Source organism: Mucilaginibacter gossypii, assembly GCF_900100945.1.
Taxonomy (GTDB): Bacteria; Bacteroidota; Bacteroidia; order Sphingobacteriales; family Sphingobacteriaceae; genus Mucilaginibacter; species Mucilaginibacter gossypii.
On record NZ_FNCG01000004.1, the window covers coordinates 44,047 to 62,470 of the forward strand.

The 18,424-nt window shown below is 43.2% G+C and carries 9 protein-coding genes; 2 read left to right on the forward strand and 7 right to left on the reverse strand.

The genetic code is table 11. The features are described 5' to 3' along the window. Nucleotides 1–9 precede the first annotated feature (9 nt). Nucleotides 10–1,677, forward strand: coding sequence for an ArnT family glycosyltransferase (locus BLS28_RS09135; RefSeq protein ID WP_091165108.1), 1,668 nt, complete (start codon nt 10–12; stop codon nt 1,675–1,677). Nucleotides 1,678–1,841: 164 nt separating this feature from the next. On the opposite strand, the gene BLS28_RS09140 is transcribed toward BLS28_RS09135, so the two are convergent. Next, nucleotides 1,842–3,650, reverse strand: coding sequence for a RagB/SusD family nutrient uptake outer membrane protein (locus BLS28_RS09140; RefSeq protein ID WP_091165110.1), 1,809 nt, complete (start codon nt 3,648–3,650; stop codon nt 1,842–1,844). An 11-nt stretch (nt 3,651–3,661) separates the two neighbouring features. Further along, nucleotides 3,662–6,982, reverse strand: coding sequence for a SusC/RagA family TonB-linked outer membrane protein (locus BLS28_RS09145; RefSeq protein WP_091165113.1), 3,321 nt, complete (start codon nt 6,980–6,982; stop codon nt 3,662–3,664). Between the two features lie 585 nt (nt 6,983–7,567). Between BLS28_RS09145 and BLS28_RS09150 the strand changes: the two genes are divergently transcribed. Next, nucleotides 7,568–9,733, forward strand: a complete 2,166-nt coding sequence (locus tag BLS28_RS09150) for an alpha-N-acetylglucosaminidase (RefSeq protein ID WP_176844417.1) — start codon at nt 7,568–7,570, stop codon at nt 9,731–9,733. A 409-nt stretch (nt 9,734–10,142) separates the two neighbouring features. Here BLS28_RS09150 and BLS28_RS09160 read toward each other — a convergent pair whose 3' ends face one another. The 5 genes from BLS28_RS09160 to BLS28_RS09185 form a co-directional block, all read right to left on the reverse strand. Next, nucleotides 10,143–10,541, reverse strand: a complete 399-nt coding sequence (locus BLS28_RS09160) for a response regulator (RefSeq protein ID WP_091165122.1) — start codon at nt 10,539–10,541, stop codon at nt 10,143–10,145. A gap of 266 nt (nt 10,542–10,807) precedes the next feature. After that, complete coding sequence (locus BLS28_RS09170; RefSeq protein ID WP_091165130.1) at nt 10,808–11,632, reverse strand: family 16 glycosylhydrolase; 825 nt, start codon at nt 11,630–11,632, stop codon at nt 10,808–10,810. A gap of 254 nt (nt 11,633–11,886) precedes the next feature. After that, nucleotides 11,887–13,416, reverse strand: a complete 1,530-nt coding sequence (locus tag BLS28_RS09175) for a glycoside hydrolase family 32 protein (protein ID WP_091165135.1) — start codon at nt 13,414–13,416, stop codon at nt 11,887–11,889. A 120-nt stretch (nt 13,417–13,536) separates the two neighbouring features. Beyond that, a complete protein-coding gene (locus BLS28_RS09180) occupies nt 13,537–15,243 on the reverse strand; it encodes a RagB/SusD family nutrient uptake outer membrane protein (RefSeq protein ID WP_091165138.1) in 1,707 nt (568 codons plus the stop codon). A gap of 18 nt (nt 15,244–15,261) precedes the next feature. Continuing rightward, a complete protein-coding gene (locus BLS28_RS09185) occupies nt 15,262–18,402 on the reverse strand; it encodes a SusC/RagA family TonB-linked outer membrane protein (protein ID WP_091165142.1) in 3,141 nt (1,046 codons plus the stop codon). Between the last annotated feature and the right edge of the window lie 22 nt (nt 18,403–18,424).

The following is an 18,424-nucleotide window of genomic DNA, read 5'->3' on the forward strand; positions in this document are numbered from 1 at the left end:
ATATTTTTAGTGGAGAGTACAGCAGCTTCAATTTTTTCATCGCAAAAACGGCCTTATTTTATTGTGCTGTTATTAGCTATCGTGCTTAATGTAGCCGGTATCGGCATCAAATTCTTTACTGATGATGGGGCTTTGTATTCGGCCCTGGCCCGGAGCATGGCACAAAGCAATAACTTTACCGATCTGATGTATCACGGTGCCGACTGGCTCGATAAGCCGCATTTCCCCTTCTGGATTATCGCTATCAGTTTTAAGATTTTCGGCATCAATACTTTTGCTTATAAATTGCCCGCCCTGCTGTTTTTTTTCATGTCGGTGGCGTACACTTACAAGCTTGCCAAAAAGTTTTATGGCGATGAAACGGCTATTATCGCTATCCTGATCCTGCTTACCGCGCTGCACAGCGTAATGTCAAATACGGATGTACGTGCCGAGCCTTATATTATGGGCTTGCTCATGGGCGCTGTTTATCACTTTTATAAGGTAAAAGAACGGTTCAGCATGGCCGATGTGCTGCTGGCATGCATATTTACTGCCTGCGCAGTGATGACTAAAGGCATCTATCTGCTCATCCCGATTGGAGCGGCTATCATTGGCGATTATTTATTTAAGGGAAATATCAAAGGCGTGTTCCATTGGAAATGGCTGTTCTCGTTTATATTGGTGGTGATATTTACTTTACCCGAAATTTATTCGGTATATACCCAGTTTGACCTTCACCCCGAAAAAGTTATTTTCGGTCGCACCGGGATTTCAGGCATCCACTGGTTTTTGTGGGACAGCCAGTTCGGGCGTTTTAACAATAACGGTTACATTACTAATACACACGGCGACAAACTATTTTTTGTTCATACCCTGCTGTGGGCTTTCGCGCCATGGGCTATTCTCCTGTTCTATGCACTTTATGCTACCGTCAGGAAAATGATTAAAGGTATAACCCAGCCCGAGTATCTGTGTATCTCGGGAAGCGTATTAATGTTGCTGATCTTTTCAGCTTCCAAATTTCAGCTGCCTTTTTACACTAATATCCTGTTCCCATTTTTTGCTATAATTACGGCGGTTTTTATTAGTTCATTAAAAGCTGGCGCCGGGTTAAAGTTTTTCAAGATAACTCAATACATTATCACATCGTTTTTATTGGTTGCTGTTATCGTACTTAATTTTATTTTCGCGCCCGAATGCTGGCCGGTATTTGTTTTGTTGATTGCAGGGTTTATTGGGTTGTCCATTTACATTTATAAAAAGCCAACACCAATTTATCAGCCTGTATTTTTATTTACCTGCGCCGTGTCTGTTTTAGTGAATGCTTACCTGGTGACCGTAGCTTATCCTATTATTGTTGATTACCGCGGGGATCTTTCGGCCGCCGAATACCTCAATCAAAACTATCCACGGGAAAAAGTGAGTGCCGCGGTTTTATCAAACACATTCGATTTTTACTACAAAGGCGGCGTTACTTATACCAATATTGATGCTATCCTAAAAACCGATAGCCTGAAAAGCCGGATTATAGTAGCTGATGAAAAAGCGGTAGCTGAGTTAAAGCAAAAAGAGATCGGGTATACTACAATAAAATCCTTTCAGGATTTTCCTCATGAAAACCTAAGCCTGCCCTTTATCATCAAAAAGAAGAGGAGTACTACTTTGGATCAATTTTATTTGATCAGGATGAGGTAGAGCAATGCCCGCTATAAATTGGCAATGCCCAAATTAACAACTACCTTCTTGTTTAAACGCCTTGATGGGAGCAACTGTTTAGGCCAGGTTTGTAATTATAGGGTGATAACACACAACAATCAAAAGGCTGTCCCTGAGGCAGCCTTTTGATTGTTTAAATAAATTTACCAGCCCGGATTTTGTGTTAACGCGGGATTAAGGGTAATTTGTTGTGCCGGAATCGGGTATAAATAATTTTTTTCCGAAAAATTGCGCGCTGTATTGTCAAGGATCAGCTGACCGTTAGCATCTAACGCGTTGGTAGGAGCAGGCTTTAAAGGGTTTGGCCCAACATCGGCCTGCGTACCTTTAAATTTAATGCCTACCGGCCATGGGCTTACAAAAGCACTGATGTTTCCATAAGCTGTACCGCCGGTGTTGCTAACCAGGTCGGTAGCGGCACTATGCCAGCGCTTAATATCGTCAAACCTGAAGTTTTCATAATAAAGTTCAATAAAGCGTTCCCTCCTGATCTCCGTACGCAGATCCAATCCGTTTGCACCTGCGAAACCATTTGTTAATGGCGGCATATTTTTATTAACACGCAGACGTACCAGGTTGAGCGATTTGTTGAGATCGGCATCTGTTATGGCACCGTCACGTTCATAAACCGCTTCAGCATAGTTTAGCAGTACTTCGGCATAGCGGATCACCGGGTAATCTTCAGATTCTTTTGTATCTGGGCAGTTGCGTTCGGTTACCCATTTTTGATTGGTATAACCGCCAATCTTAACAACTTTTCCCATAGATAAAGCAATATCAGCGGCGTCATTTAGCCAGGTTACCCGGTAATTGGCGTTACCGTACCAGTAGTACATATTGTTAACCTGAATGGTATACTTTAAACGATTATCGCGGTTTATAAATTCCGATCCGTAACTTTCAAAACCCTGGAACAGGGGCGATTTCTCAATAGGCAATCCATCCTGGCATAAAAATGCGTTCACGTATTTATGCTGAGGCCCAATCTGCGTTCCCTGCCTGCTGATATTTGTTCCGATTGTTTTGCTCACATCATCATAACGGTACGATAAAAGGTACTCATGATTAGCAGTTTTGGTAACTGAAGCCGGGTTTGATTTTGGATTTTCGAGGATGAAAAGGTATTTCTGTGCAGAATCACCCAATATGGTACTGTTACCACCCAGGGCATTTGAAGCTGCTGTACCAAAAAGTGCAAATTGATTGCTGGTTATCACCGCGTTAGAAGCCGCGGCCGATTTGTCGAGCAGCATATTATAACGGGTTGCATCGCCGTTTCTGAATTTTTGCCATGTGCCTTCATAAAGTGCAACCCTTCCTAAAAACGCCTGCGCGGCAGGTTGGCTCACCCGGCCAAAATCTGCAGAATTGGCTAAGATGGATGCAGGCAGATTTGGTATGGCCGCTTCCAGATCGGCAACAATCAAATCAGCTACCTGATCGCGTGATGCCCTGGTGCCATATAGTTCGGGCGAATCAAGGTTCAGCGTTTTGGTGATCAGCGGAACCCCGCCATACAATTGTAGTAATTCAAAGTAGCAGTAAGCCCTGAAAAATTTGGCTTCGGCAACAAACTGGCTGATGCTGGCCTGGTCGGGGAAAGTGGCGGCCTTTTCAAGTAAATAATTGCAATTCCTGATCCGGGAGTAATTATTATTCCAGTACGAATCACTTGCTGGTACTGTATTGATACCGGCGCCATAAACGCCACCTCCGCCAAATACATCGGCACGCCCGTCATAATGAGGGTTATCTGCAAACGAATTGTTGAAATTACGGAGATAACCATAATATTGGTTGGCAAATGTTTTAAAATCACTGGCCGACTTAAAATATGCCGCATCCGATAGCTGGTCCTGTGGTTTAAGGTTAAGTGACTTGTTGCAGGCGAACAAGCCTGTAACAATAATTATTGAAAGGATACTGAAGATCCTCCGGTAAATATTTTTCATAATCATTTCAATTAAAAAGTGATGTTTGCGCCTACGGTTACATACCTGTAAAATGGATAACGCTCATTGCCTGCGGTGGTCCTGGTTATTTCAGGATCCCAGCCATCATGAATTTTGCTGTATTCCCACAGGTCGCTTCCCGAAATGTAAAACCTTAAACGGCTGATAGCTTTGGTGCGCTCTGTTAACGATTTTGGTAAGGTATAACCGATAACAAGGTTTTTCAGGCGTACATAAGCGCCGTTTTCAACAGACCAGCTTGAAATCTGGTAATTGTAACCATTAATTCCATTGCTATGCAGGTTAGGGTAATAGGCATTCGTATTTTCAGGGGTCCAGGTTTTACCGACCCATTGGGTGGTTTGCGCCTGATAAACGGCGGCAAAAGGTACGCGCCAGTTATTTGCACTACCATTGGCCCTGAATATTGTCCGTTTACCTACCCCTTGAAAAATGCTTGTGAAATCAAAACCTTTCCATTGCAGGCTTAATGTCAAACCAAAAGTATAGCGCGGAATGTCGCTGCCTAAATAAACAAGGTCGCCCATATCTTTTGCCGATGTACCTGTAGTAAGTTTACCATCGCCGTTAACATCAACAAAATAATTATCTCCCGGACGTAAGCCTGAGTTTTGGCCCGGCAGGTTGGTTAAAGGGGTGGCTACAGGGATGCCAATAGTATTAATCACTCCGCCGGGGGCATAATAGGTGGAGTTATAGGTATCAACCTGTGCCTGTGTCTGGAAACGGCCTCCGTATTTAAGGCCGAAATATGATCCAAGCGGATACCCCTCAACAGTAGCGTTATAACCTGCACCTAATGCCGGAACGCCGTTAAAATATACCAATTTGTTTTGGCTGTTGGTAATATTACCCGAAATACTGTATGTTACCTGCCCAACGTGGTCTCGCCAGGTTAATTGTCCTTCCCATCCCCAGGTTTTCAGGTCGCCGTTATTTGACTGGGGCGCTCCAATGCCCAAAACAGCCGGATAGGTAACACTCACCAGCATGTTTTTATTCTGATTACGGAACACTTCAAAAGTTCCGTTTAAGCGACCGTTCAGCAAACCGAAATCAATACCAATGTTCCGTTTTATAACAGTTTCCCATGTCCTGTTGAGCGAAACCAGGTTTCCGGTGGTTGTAGTAGCGGTTGCGAGTGCTGAACCTAAAAGGGTATTGCTATTGCCGACATTAAGCGATTGCAGGTAATCATAAAGGCCGATGCCACCCTGGCTGCCCGACGTAGCGTAAGAGGCCCGTAGCTTTAACTCGCTAAAAATATTTGTTTTTTTTATGAAGCTTTCTTCGCCTAAGCGCCAGCCGCCCATGAGGCTGTAAAATGGTTTCCAGCGTTTATCTGCAATAAATTTTGAAGAACCATCATACCTGCCGGTTCCTTCAAACAGATATTTGCCTTTATACGCGTAGGTAGCTCTTGCAAAGTATGAACCCAGGGCGTAGTGGTTGCGCTGTTCGTCGTTGGTTACAAAACCGGCCAACGAACTGCTCAGCCCCAAATTTAAAGAAGGCACATCATCGCTGCCCAAATTGTAGGTACGTGTATTAAACATATCATACTCATCCCTTTCGTAGGAGCTGCCGATCATTAACGATACATCATGTACTCGGTTAAAGGTATTGGTATAGGTTACGCGGCCAATGAGGTTATAATATTTATCATTGATATTAGCACGGAAATAGTTTTGGCTCCCTCCCGAAGTACCACCTGCCGGCGCGGTAGTGCCGGTCAGGTATTTATCATCATATGAATAAAGGCGAACGGTTTTGGTTTGTACGCGGTCATCCTGCCACCAAACGTTATATCCCGCGGTTCCGGTAAAGGTAAGGTGCTTCATGAAATTATAGGTAAGCGTTGAGTTTAACAGTGCCCGGCTATTGTTTTCCAGGTTGTCGCCCCCATCCCTTAATAGGCCCGCGGGGCTTGTTACACCCCCCCACTGATATGGCCGGCCAGATTGCGTGAACATAGGCAAACCGATCTGAAATCCGTTTCCGAGCGCACTGTAACTCCCCGAAGTATACATGGTTGGCTGTTGAATATTATTTTGCTCAAGCGAAATATTGGTTTCCAGTTGCACTTTATCGCTGAATCTGTAACCGTTATTAAGTCTGAGATTATAGCGTTGATTACCGTTATTGCCAATCCGGAGCTGGCTGCCGTCGTTTAAATACCCTAACGAAACACGATAAGTGTTTTTTTCTGTTCCGCCTGATACCGAAAAATTGTGTTGTGTTGAAGTAGCCCTCCCCCATATGTACTGTTGTAGTGATACATCAATAAAGTCAAGTTCCTTTACATCGAGGAATGCCGGCACAGGCAAGCCGTTATAAAACGAATTTGCAGTGATACTTCCGGTGGTGTTTCCGGGAATCTGTGATGCCAGTACCACCGTGCCTTTATTGGCCAGCGCGAAGTTGGCCAGTTGGTACCAAAGGTCGGTTGTTGGCGCTACTCCATAATTATCATTTGTTCGGGCCTGAAGCAGGCCATTTGCCCATTGGTCAATATTTGTCATTTTAGGCTGAAGACCTAAAAATTTCTCAGACACAGAAGGGTCATACTGGATCACCATTTTACCCGCTTTACCTTTTTTGGTAGTGATCAGTACAACACCATAAGCTGCACGGGCACCATATATTGAAGCCGAGCCATCCTTCAAAACTGAGATATTGTCGATATCATTTGGATTGATAGAGTTTAGCTCGTTGTTATTGTTAAGGGCAACCCCATCCAAAATGACCAAGGGATCCTGTCCGTTAACGGAGGTTGCACCGCGGATCTGGAAGTTCCAGTTTTCGCGACCCGGTTGCGCCGAGCTCCTGGTTACCACCATGCCCGGAACCTGGCCCTGCAAATTGGCAATAGGGTTATTGGTTGGCCCGCGGTCTTCAAATACTTTTGCACTAACTGTGGCAATAGCGCCTACCACTGATGGTTTCTTTTGTGTACCGTAAGCAACCACTACAACCTCTTCCAGATCGCTTCTTTTGCCTGATAACTGAATGTTGATAACAGGCTCATCGCCAATGGTCACTTTACGCGTGTTATAGCCCACAAAAGCGAAAGATAACTTTGCTCCGGGGTTAACGGTTAGTTTGTACTTGCCGTTTACATCAGTTTGAATGCCATTGGTAGTGCCAATAACCTGCACAGTTACACCAGGCAGGGGTTCCCTGGAGGTTGAATCTGTGACAGTACCGCTGATTTGGCGGCTTTGCGCCGCAGCATGATAGCCCATGCCTACCAGCAGCAAAAAAACTAAAAGGCACCTTGCCGAATACTTTTTTTGGTAAAAAAAACTCATAGTTCTTAAATTTTAGGTTTATGACTTAGTGTAATGATCGGCGCTATCCGCTCAATCACTATAAAGACACACACAGGATTTTATTATACTCATTAATGAATGAGATTCTTTTTGGCAGGGAGCTTTGCGAAATTGAAAGAGGGGATGTTTGAGTAGATTGCAAGAGGGATGGTGATTGGGGATTGTACTAAATCGACGCTTTAGATGGATCTATTTAAGTAGGGTTCGCGGTTTTCTTTAACAAAGAGGCGTAGCTTAACTGGCACGGAAATGCCAGGCAAATGCCAATGTTGCTTGCGCCCTCCTGACCCACAGGTCGGAGTTTAGCCTGCAGGTACCGGTGTACATAAAGCATCGTATCCTAAAGGTTTTATTAAACAGTCGATTTATCCGTTCACAAAAAGTCCGTTTGATACGGATTTAAAAAATGGAGGAAAGGAGCGAGCTATAGTTTGCATCAGGAAAGAAAACTAAAGGGCTGCATTTTGTAAGGTAAATAATTTTATTACTTTAAGGGCCTTAATAGCCGCTATGTATTTAAAAAACCACTTTTCCATCGCAATTCTTTCAGTTCTTACATTTTTTTTGTCGCCGTTCAACACCGCTAAAGCCAATGACGGCCCTAATATCTCTGAAGCTCAGGCTTTAATAAATCGGGTAACCCATGGCAGAGCGAGTGAATTTCATTTACAGCCTATAACAGCTACTGTTGATACTTTTTACCTCGCTAATGAGGATAACAAAATAGCTATTAAAGCAAGCAGCACCATTGCCATGGCTAAAGGGTTTAACTACTATCTGAAAAACATTTGCCATGTTTCCGTAACATGGTATGCTGCAGATTCAGTAATAATGCCCGCAGTTCTTCCAAAAGCGTTCACTCCGGCAGGTGAACGCTGCCGTTTTGATAATCGTTTCTTTTTAAACTATTGCACTTTTGGCTACACCACGGTTTGGTGGAAGTGGAGCGATTGGCAGTACTTTATAGACTGGATGGCTATGAACGGGATTAACATGCCGTTGGCTATAACCGGGCAGGAATACATCTGGCAACGCGTTTGGCATAAATTTGGAATGACGGATGAACAATCGCGCGCATTTTTTACCGGCCCCGTGCATTTACCCTGGCAGCGTATGGGTAACCTTGACCGCTGGCAGGGGCCACTGCCACAAAGCTTTATAGACGGGCAGTTCGAGCTTCAGAAAAAAATACTGACACGCGAGAGGGCCTTAGGAATGCACCCCATTTTGCCGGCTTTTGCAGGGCATGTGCCAAAAGACCTGAAAAAGAAATATCCTAATATTAAACTCACTGATCTGGGCTCTTATGATACAGGCGCAGAAAATGACGCTTATTTTCTTGACCCGATGGATCCGCTTTTTGTTAAGATACAAAAGGAATACTTGAGTGAACAGCAAAAACTTTTGGGTACAGACCATTATTACGGGGCAGATCCTTTTAATGAGATGGACCCACCAAGCTGGGAGCCATCATACCTGGCAAAAACAGCGGCAACCATTTACAGCGGTATGAAAAGCATAGACCCTAAAGCTGTTTGGATACAGATGGGCTGGACATTTTATTACGACCGTAAACACTGGACCAACCCAAGATTAGAAGCCATGATAAAGGCTGTTCCGCAAAATCATATGATGATACTGGACTATTTTTGCGAGCAAACCGAAGTATGGCGCATGACGGACGGTTTTTTTAATGCACCATACATCTGGTGTTACCTCGGAAACTTTGGGGGCAATACACAGTTAGCCGCTCCGGTTTTAAAAACTGCAAAACTTTTAAGTGCAACAGAGGATGACCCAAACCACCGGCAAATGACAGGCATTGGCTCAACGCTTGAGGGTTTTGGCGTAAATGAATTTATGTTCGAGTGGCTATTTGATTACGCCTGGAATACCGATGCCAAAGACCCGGCCGATTGGATAAAAAAATATGCTGAAAGCCGCTGCGGGCATAATGATCCGGTTATTGCAGCTACCTGGACAAAGCTGCTCCCGGTAATTTATAATTCTGATGTTTCGGGTGTAGGGCTTGGTAATATCATACAATCAAAACCGATGTTAAAAGGGAACGGAGGGTTTACCTGGCTCGGAAAATACAATTACCAGGCATTGGCTAATATTTTTCCGCAATTCCTGCTTGCCGATTCAGCATCAAAGGCCAATCCTAACTATACACGAGACCTGGCTATGCTGGAGAAGCAGGTGCTGGTAAACCTCGCTGTGTCGTTAAGGGATTCCGTTGGCAGGGCATACCATTCAAAAAATCAGCAATTGTTTAATAAATACACCGGCTTGTTTCTTGATTTGTGCGACGATGTGGACCGTATAACAGCTACTCAGCACGAATTGCTATTAGGTGCATGGATAAAAGAAGCCCGTGATTTTGGCTCGACGCCGGAAGAAAAAAACTATTACGAAAAAAACGCCCGCCTACTGATAACCACCTGGGGAGGAGAAGGCAACGTTACAACCGATTATGCAGCAAAAGATTGGTCGGGAATGATCAGCACTTACTATAAAGGCCGCTGGATTTTGTTTTTTAATGAACTACGTAAAACCATTGATACCGGCAAAGAACCAGACATGGACGCCTTTGATAAGCAACGCGCCGCTTTTGACTGGAAATGGGTAAACACCAACCAAAGCCAGCAACCTTTTAAATGGAATACAACCGGAGATACTTATTCGGTAGCGCTGGGTATTTATAAAAAATGGGCACCTTATTTGTAATGAAATATAAGTTTAAAACTATAGTTCAATTAGATAAAAGTAAAGTTTAAAATAAGCAAGGCCCGGCAGAGATGACGGGTTTTGTTATTTAAATGGAGTTTGCGTTTTGTTTTAAAAAAAGTACCCCAAACTGGCGCGAGTGATGCTTCCGCTGGCCAAATGTGGAAAATGATAACACGGATGGTTGGGTATAAACTTGTCAGTGTTCAATTTTTTAAAAAGCAGCTGTTCAACTTTTGGAAATGCTATTTTGTAATAGCTTGATTATCAAAGATGACTTGTTCAAAACACGGTTTGATGTATTTTAAACCAAATGTAAGTTGTTGATTATTAGCGCTATTTTTTTGGCGAAAAATACCAGGTGTTCACACTTTTAAAAATTGAACACCTGTGAAATGAGTAATCATCCTTATGTTTTCGAACGCTCAACACAGGCCGCTAATACCAGATCAAGCACCGGCCGTGAAACCGGTTTGCTAAAAAAGCCGGTAACATAGCTATAGCTAAGCGCGCGCTCACGGTCTGTTGGATCGATGGATGAGGAAAATACATAGAGTAGTGGTTTAACCGGCAATGCAGGGTACAGGTCCCTAAAGCCTTCAAGGAAATCCCAGCCGTCAAACCTGGGCATCCTGATATCCAGAAAAATAACATCCGGGCAATCCGCCGGGTTATCTGTCAATGATTTTAACGCATCTTCACCGTCGTAACTATGTGACACGGGTTTAAAACCTTCAATTCCTGCAATAAGCTTATCCAGTATAATATGGTCAAGTTTACTGTCATCAATAAAGAGTAATCGGAACATAATTGGTAATTATGATATTGTTGCATAAGTTAAGATATATTATCCGCTTTTAAAAAAAATGGATAGTATTACTACGCTCAACCTGCAATTGGGAAAAGTTATTGTAGTATTGATTAATTTATTTAATAAATTATGTGTGTTTCTATTTTTGAAAGTAATAGCTAAAAGGGCACGTATTTCGCTTTTGCGCACACATACCCTTTTTAGTTTTAATGAACCAGGAATATCACCGGTATCGGAGAAGCAAGCTTATAATTTGGTTAAAGCTATAACGTAGCGCTTTTTTCAACAATTACATTCCTTGCGCGCATGTAAGTGGTACCGGTAGGACCGGGTGATCCTGACGACCCTTCCATTTGGTAATCAATAATAATATTCAGGTTTTTACCAACAAAGTTAGCGCCCGTTTGGGTGCTTTTTAAAACACCATCTATCCAGTATTCAATGGACACGTCGGTCGCATTGGTCTTGGTCATATAAACCGAATAAGTGTGCCAGTTTCCGGGGCTGGAAATAGTTGTACCCACACTCGACCAGCCTCCGCTTGCATTTTTGTAGGTGTTTGTCCAGCAGGTTGCACTTCCTTTAAATTCCATAAAATCGCTTTCGGGGGGCCATGAGTCAGCTCCTGTAACCCAAAAGGCAGGCCATGTGCCAGTTTGTGATTCGCACTGAAATTCACCTTTAAAATGCCACTTAGGCCAGGAGTCGGTTACTACAGGTACGGTCTTGGCATAAACTGTCCCGGAATAATAATGGATCGGTAAATATGGATCTTTATTGCTGTTGCCAACGCTGCCGCTGGGCGCACTGGTTAGTGTAAGCACACCTCCGGAAACTGATATATTTTGAGAGCGCATACGGGCAGACCCATTATGATCAGATCCCCAGGGATACAGGTCATTCCAATAAGTGCTGTACGAGCTAAAGGAGGTGGAAGGAACAACATTTACCCATGATACCGTATTAGTTGCAAGATGACTGGCTGAAGTATTTGCGGCGGAGTTGACGGTGGCTGCATTATCTTTTCTACATGCAAAAAACGATGTAATCACAATAAATGCAATTAAAACAAAAGTTAAATTTTTCATAATAAAGATTTTTTAGGTTAATAGGTGTGCTTCTCCCGATAGTTAATGAGAGTACTGGTTAATTGGTGAAACAAATTAACATACTTAAAATTCCATGGATAGGGGGCAAAACTGGAATTTATGGGGGTTATTATATATTAATATTATAATATAACGATACGATAAAGCGATTGGAGAAAGTGCCCCGAAATGCCCGGAAATGAAAAAGGTTGTTTTCGGGATGAAAACAACCTTTCAGAGCTTACTGTCGCCGGTTATTTCCAGATAGATTTCAATCCGGAAATGCTGATATTATTAATGGCTAATTTTCCGGTGGTTTTAACTGCAAGGTTGTTGAAATCTTCGGTTGGGAAATAGATTGCAGTCATGGTGGTTAAACCTCCGTCGGCAAATAACTCTACCGATGATTTGTCGACTACCAAAATGACGTCGGAATTTTTAGCTGTGCTTAGTCGCGGAGCCGTAAAACAGCCCGAAAAATTCTTTTGGAAATCCATTTTTCCGGCTTTGGTACGATCTATATAGTATTCATCTTTTGCAGGGTCATAACCAATAAGCAGTTCTTCACCTTTAGGGTTTGACAGCCCGATGCTATAATCTTTTAAGGTAGCAAAACTCATTTTTAAGACATACCGGCTTTTGAGCTTATTAATTTTTGAAGTAAGATCAAGAGACCGGTTAACCAAGGGTTGCTTTAACACAATTGTTTTTTCTTCAATATTTTTTAGCTCAGTCACCGGCTTGGATATCAGTAAAATTTGGCCTTTGCTTTGTTTCAGGCTAAGCTCACGTGGAATGGTTGCAGCATTGCGCCAGGCCTTTGTAGGTACCTGGTTGGCATATTGCCAGTTGCTCATCCACCCTAAAAATATTTTACGGCTGCCGGTATTGCTCCAGGTAATGCCTGCATATTCGTCGGGACCGTAGTCAAGCCACCTGGTATTTGAATCAAGTGGACTAAATTTGTTCCCGTCAAAATTTCCTACAAAATATTGCGTTGCCGAACCGCCGTTAGGCCCGCCGGGGTTAAGGTTTACGATCAGGATCCAGTAGGTTTTTCCGTTCATTTTTAGCGGGAACAGATCGGGGCATTCCCATACGCCACCGTGCGCACCTGCTTTGATACCGAATTCGCTTTCTTTTTTCCAGTTTTTCAGGTCAGGGGCCGAATAGAAGGAGATATGATCTTGTGTTGCAAGGGTCATTACCCATTTTTTCTCCGGGGCATACCACATCACTTTGGGGTCGCGGAAATCCCGGACTCCTGGGTTTTTCAAAACCGGGTTGCCGCTATATTTAGTCCATGTGCCGCCGCCATCCAGGCTATAGGCAAGGCTTTGGTTTTGAAACTTATCGGTGCCCTCTTTTTCTCCTTTAGGATCATGATGGGTGAATATGGCCACCAGGGGTATTTTGCCATTTTTACCAAACCCGGTTGTATTATTGGAATCGGCAACAGCGCTACCAGAAAAAATATATCCAAGGCTATCAGGATATAAAGCGATAGGTAACTGTTTCCAATGGACCAGGTCCTTACTTTCCGCATGCCCCCAGTGCATTGGTCCCCATACAATGTCTTTAGGATAATACTGGAAAAATAAATGATAAGTATGGTTATAATAAACCATACCGTTTGGATCATTCATCCAATGTTGGGCCGGTGAAAAGTGTACCTGGGGGCGATGCTCATCGGCATAAGGTTTTGGGGAGGAATCCTGGGCCTTACAAATACAATTTAAAGCAATAAGGAGAGGCAGTATTAATGTGCCGCATTTTGTTTTCATAATTTAAGCTTTTAATAGGTTATACATTTGGCAGGGTATGCAAAAACTTATGGTATTTGGTATAAAAAAGGGAATCCCGGCCTGAGTTATCAGGCCAGGGTTCCGTTGTTTAATTATAGTTTAATAGCCAGGGTTTTGTTTATATAAACCGTTGGTGAACGTAATCTCCGATTGCGGAATCGGAAGGTATTCATCTCTTCCGGCAGTAAATTTAGCCGTTGCTAAAAATGGTCTCCTAACTTTTTCCACGTTAATGTAGTCGTTTAAAGTTGTTTCTGCAATTCCCCATCTAACTAAGTCAAAGAAACGTGCCCCTTCGGTAGCAAATTCCAATCGCCTTTCCCATTGCAAAGCTTTACGGGCATATTCCTGTGTCCAGTTTACCGGGCTGTATGGTTTTACATTGTAGGATGAAGGGAAAGTTCCATCCAGCTTTTTAAGCCGCCCCGTACTGGCTGCCGCCCTGTTTCTGATTTGATTAATTAATGGCAGCGCACTTGCCTGTTGCCCTAACTCAATATAAGCTTCGGCCTGCATTAATAAAACGTCATCATACCTGATGATATCATAGTTTTTTGCCGAGCCCATAAACGGTCCCAGTTTAAAATAAGATGCGCTTGTAGCTAACTGCTGGTTACGCATGGTATGAAAGTTGCCATAAACTCCCGGGTCACGCACCCAACTGTTACTAAAAGGTTTGGTGTTATCATATTTATACGGATGCCCGTCTATACCAACAGTATGGTCTAACCTGGTATCTACAGTAACTTTTGACAGATCGGCTATGCTGTTATTGAATGTATCAAAGTTAGGTAAACCATTGGCATCAGTTGTATAGGCATTTACTAAATTCTGACTTGCAGCATGGAACCCGCAGCAGCCGTATTGAGGTGCCCCGTGCGGATAGTTTAAGCCATCTTCAAAATTTAAACGCCCGGCGGTAGTACCATCATTGATTGTAAATTGTATGGCAAATACCGATTCCGGTCCGTTCTCTGTTTCGGGTAAAAAATTATCAGCAATATCTGCACTTAAGGAATATTTACCGGATGCGATAACTGCTTGCGTAAGTGTAACAACCTCCTGTAACCTTGTTTTATTGATATTGATCACATGGTGTTTATCATCCTGCTCATAGGCCTGGTACAATCTTAATTTGGCTAAATAAGCCTGAGCGTTTAATTTATTGGCCCTGGCCAGATCGGGTTGAGTCGTCGGCAAATTATCAACTGCATATTGAAAATCAGCGGCAATTTTATTCCATGAATCGTCATTTGATAAAGTATTTGAAACTTTCAGGATGTCGGCAGGAGTCGCGGTTTCATCAAAAATAGGGATGTTTTTATATAGCAATTTCATAGTAAAATAGCTATGTGCCCGCAAAAACCTCAATTCGGCCAAACGGATCTTTTTGTTTGGGAATTCAGCATCCGAAAGGGAGTTAACTGCCCTAATCGCCACATTTGCCCTTGAAATAGATTTAAACAAATTTTTCCAGGTGCGTGACATAAACGAATCCATCGAGGGCGTTACCAGGTTGTAATGTTCCAAAGCATCAACTTCGCCAACATCTCCTGTGCCGCCGCCACCTTTATAAGCATCATCTGAACGGACGCTGCCATAAGCCCAGTCACTATATATTGGCCCTATCATATCGCCATTCCCGATAGCTGCATAAGCTGCGGTTACCAAACCTTCAACGGCAGCCGGTGATTTTAAATCTGAAGGAGATAATACACCCTTTGGAGTATAATCTAATGCTTTTTTACAGGAACTAAAAATTATTAGCCCCGATAAAATAGTTGTTACTAATATTTTCGATTTCATATTGAATGATTTTTTTCGTTAAAATGATGCATTGACGCCAAAGCTGAAGATCCGTGGAATTGGGATAGGGTTGAGGTCAATCCGCTCAGGATCTGGGCTCAGGTACTTGCTGCTTTTTACAGTAAAGATGTTTTCGGCCATGGCAAACACCCTTAACCTGGTAAATACAGCTTTAGGTAAAATGGTGTATCCAAGTTGAAGGTTCCTTAATTTGAAATAAGAGGTGTTTACAATGAAGTAATCGGAAGTACGGCCTTCGTTGTTATTGTCTTTTAACGTTAATGCCGGTACATTGGTGTTGGTATGCTGCGGCGTCCAGCCATCAAATACGCCGGGGCCAACGTTTTCGCGGCTGTGCATCAAATTGTTAAACAGAGTATATACGTCAAACCCCTTTCGGCCGGCAACACCTGATCCGAATATAGAGAGGTCGAATTTTTTATAGGTGAGATCAATTCTTGCGCCGTACTCTAAAGTCGGTAAAGTAGTCCCTATCCAGGTTTGATCGTTGGCATCAATTTTTCCATCGTGATTGATGTCTACATAGCGGATCCTGCCAGGACCTGCGCCGATTTGCGTTGGGGCAGCATCAACTTCGGCCTGTGATTGGAAAAGTCCATTGGTTTTATAACCAAATATATCAAACTGTGAATGCCCTATGATGGTATTGTCTATATTGCCCGGGTAAGCTGGTCTAACGTTCTCCGGTAAATCGGTGATCTTATCCCTGAAATGAGAGAAGTTTAAAGTCACATTGTAATTAAAATCTCCTGACCGTTGACCGTGGTAGGTTAATAAAAACTCCCAGCCTCTATTGGTTTTTGATGCACCGTTAACGGTTTTAGATTGTCCTTCACCCAGTGCGGACGCAACCGGAGGAGTAATCAGGATGCCGGTGGTTTTCCGGGTAAAATAATCGAATGAACCCGAGATTTTGCCGTTTAATATAGCAAAGTCCAACCCCGTGTTTAGTTCGTCGGTTGTTTCCCATTTAAGGGCAGGGTTTGCTGCCTGGGTCTGAACGAAGCCTGATGGCAGCGCTCCTGTATTGGCGCCGGATAATGAATATGCGGTACCAACGTTCATATATTGTTCCCAAAAGCCTGGCGTAAGTTGGTTTTGGGTAGTGCCGTATCGTGTGTTGTAAAGCAAGTAACGCGACAGGTCGCCAATTTCCTGGTTACCTACCCGGCCTACGCCGGCCCTTAACTTAAGTTCAGAGAATATACTGCTGTTTTTCAAGAAGTTTTCCTGGTCTATTTTCCAGCCGATTGAGGCGGAAGGGAAAATACCATATTGGTTGTTGGTACCGAACCTTGATGAACCGTCGCGCCGAACGGTAGCCGACACTAAATATTTGCCGGCGTAATTGTAATCAAAACGACCGAATTGCGAAAATAGGCTATTACCTATTGATCTGCCGGTAACTATGGTATTTCCCGTGCCGGCGTCCAACGTAAAATAATCTTCTGTTTGGATTGTATATCCCTGTTTTAAGGTTGTTTGAAAATCAGTAAAGGTTTTAATATACTCTGTACCAACTAATATTTTAAAATGATGCTTGCTATTCAAATCATAGCTGTACCTCAAAGTGTTAGAAAGCGTGGTGCTTAGATAATGGTTCTGATCAAAAAATAAGCTGTTGGTAGTGCGGTTTAATGCACCCTCCGAAAAAGTTGGTGTAATTACCTTGCTCAGGTAGTCTGCATTATCGGCACCATAATTTGACCGGAAGTATAAATTCTTAATGGGCTGTACTTCTAAAAATACGTTGCCGAATGTGTTTAACCTGTTGGCGTTATTCCATTTGGCAAGGTCCTGCATGTGCAGTGGGTTGTTCCTGTCAGAGTAACCAGCCCCTGATTCGCCGGCGTAGGTTACTCCATCTTTTTGATATACCGGGATGGTTGGTGCCAGCGTAACCGCCAGGAATGGAGTAGTAGCACCACCCAGGTCCGTTGTGGTAAGAGTTTCGTTTGAGTTGGTGATTTTTATATTGACGCCGAAGGTAACTTTGCCATCAAAAGGCCGCGTTATGGCATTAATGCTACCGGTGGTACGGCCGTATTTGGTAAAACGCACAAGGCCGGTGTTTTTGATGTTTCCAAAATTTATTTGGATAGAAGAGTTTTTGTTGCCTACCGAAGCCGTGAAATCATTATTGTAGACAAAGGCTGTTTTATATAATACGCTTTGCCAGTCGGTATCGCCGGCGGGAGTGTTGGGGTCGCCTCCTACAAACGGTTTAGGCGTAACGCTGTTTAAAACAGGGTTACTGAAATTATTATTCCAATCAAAGTTATAGATCTCTCCATAACCCGCGGCGGGGTCCTGTCCGTCGTTAACTGAAGCTTGCCACAAGGCCCTGCCTCTGTCTACCGAGTTCAGCATTTTAAACCGTAACGATTTTTCGGACTGGATTGAAGTACTGTTATTGAACTGAAACTGTACCTTGCCCTCGGTGTTGCCGCCGTTTTTTGTTGTAACGATGACAACGCCGTTAGATGCGCGTGAACCATAAATTGATTCGGATGAGGCATCTTTTAATACCTGAACTGATGCAATATTTGAAGGCGACAGGTTTTGAAATACTTCCGGCCTGGTGGTTGGGATTCCATCAATAATATACAGCGGGTTATTGTTGCCCAAAGTATTGGCGCCCCTGATCAGGATCCTGCTGGTTGCTCCATTTGCCGAGCCATCTTTTTCAATATATAAACCGGCAACACGCCCCTGTAAGGCCTGCATGGTATTTCCCGAACTATTGTTTTTTACCGGTGCCAAATCAACAACCGCAACTGCGCCTGTTAAATCCTTCTTTCTTTCAGAAGTGTAACCGGTAACAACTACTTCATTCAGCTTGTTTTCGGCATCTTTAAATATTACATCAAGCGTTTTGGTGTCGGCAGTAATAGTTATTACTATTGGTTTGGCGCCTACGTACGAAAACCGCACCGACTGGCCGTTTTTTACATTGATGCTAAACTTTCCGCTGGCATCTGATAGCGTTGATTTTTGGGTTTCAACAACCACAATGGTAACTCCGTCTATAGGTTTCGAGGAGTTATCTAACACAGTCCCGCTTATGGTCCGGGATTGTGCATATCCTTCACTTATGAGCAGTATAAGAAAGGAACAAATAAGTAATAATTTTCTCATTGATTTTTGTTTAAGTGTAATT

Excerpts from the sequence above, each read along its gene's own strand:
- BLS28_RS09140 (WP_091165110.1), bottom strand. The coding sequence starts at position 3,650 with ATGAAAAATATTTACCGGAGGATCTTCAGTATCCTTTCAATAATTATT.
- BLS28_RS09145 (WP_091165113.1), bottom strand. The coding sequence starts at position 6,982 with ATGAGTTTTTTTTACCAAAAAAAGTATTCGGCAAGGTGCCTTTTAGTT.
- BLS28_RS09160 (WP_091165122.1), bottom strand. The coding sequence starts at position 10,541 with ATGTTCCGATTACTCTTTATTGATGACAGTAAACTTGACCATATTATA.
- BLS28_RS09170 (WP_091165130.1), bottom strand. The coding sequence starts at position 11,632 with ATGAAAAATTTAACTTTTGTTTTAATTGCATTTATTGTGATTACATCG.
- BLS28_RS09175 (WP_091165135.1), bottom strand. The coding sequence starts at position 13,416 with ATGAAAACAAAATGCGGCACATTAATACTGCCTCTCCTTATTGCTTTA.
- BLS28_RS09180 (WP_091165138.1), bottom strand. The coding sequence starts at position 15,243 with ATGAAATCGAAAATATTAGTAACAACTATTTTATCGGGGCTAATAATT.
- BLS28_RS09185 (WP_091165142.1), bottom strand. The coding sequence starts at position 18,402 with ATGAGAAAATTATTACTTATTTGTTCCTTTCTTATACTGCTCATAAGT.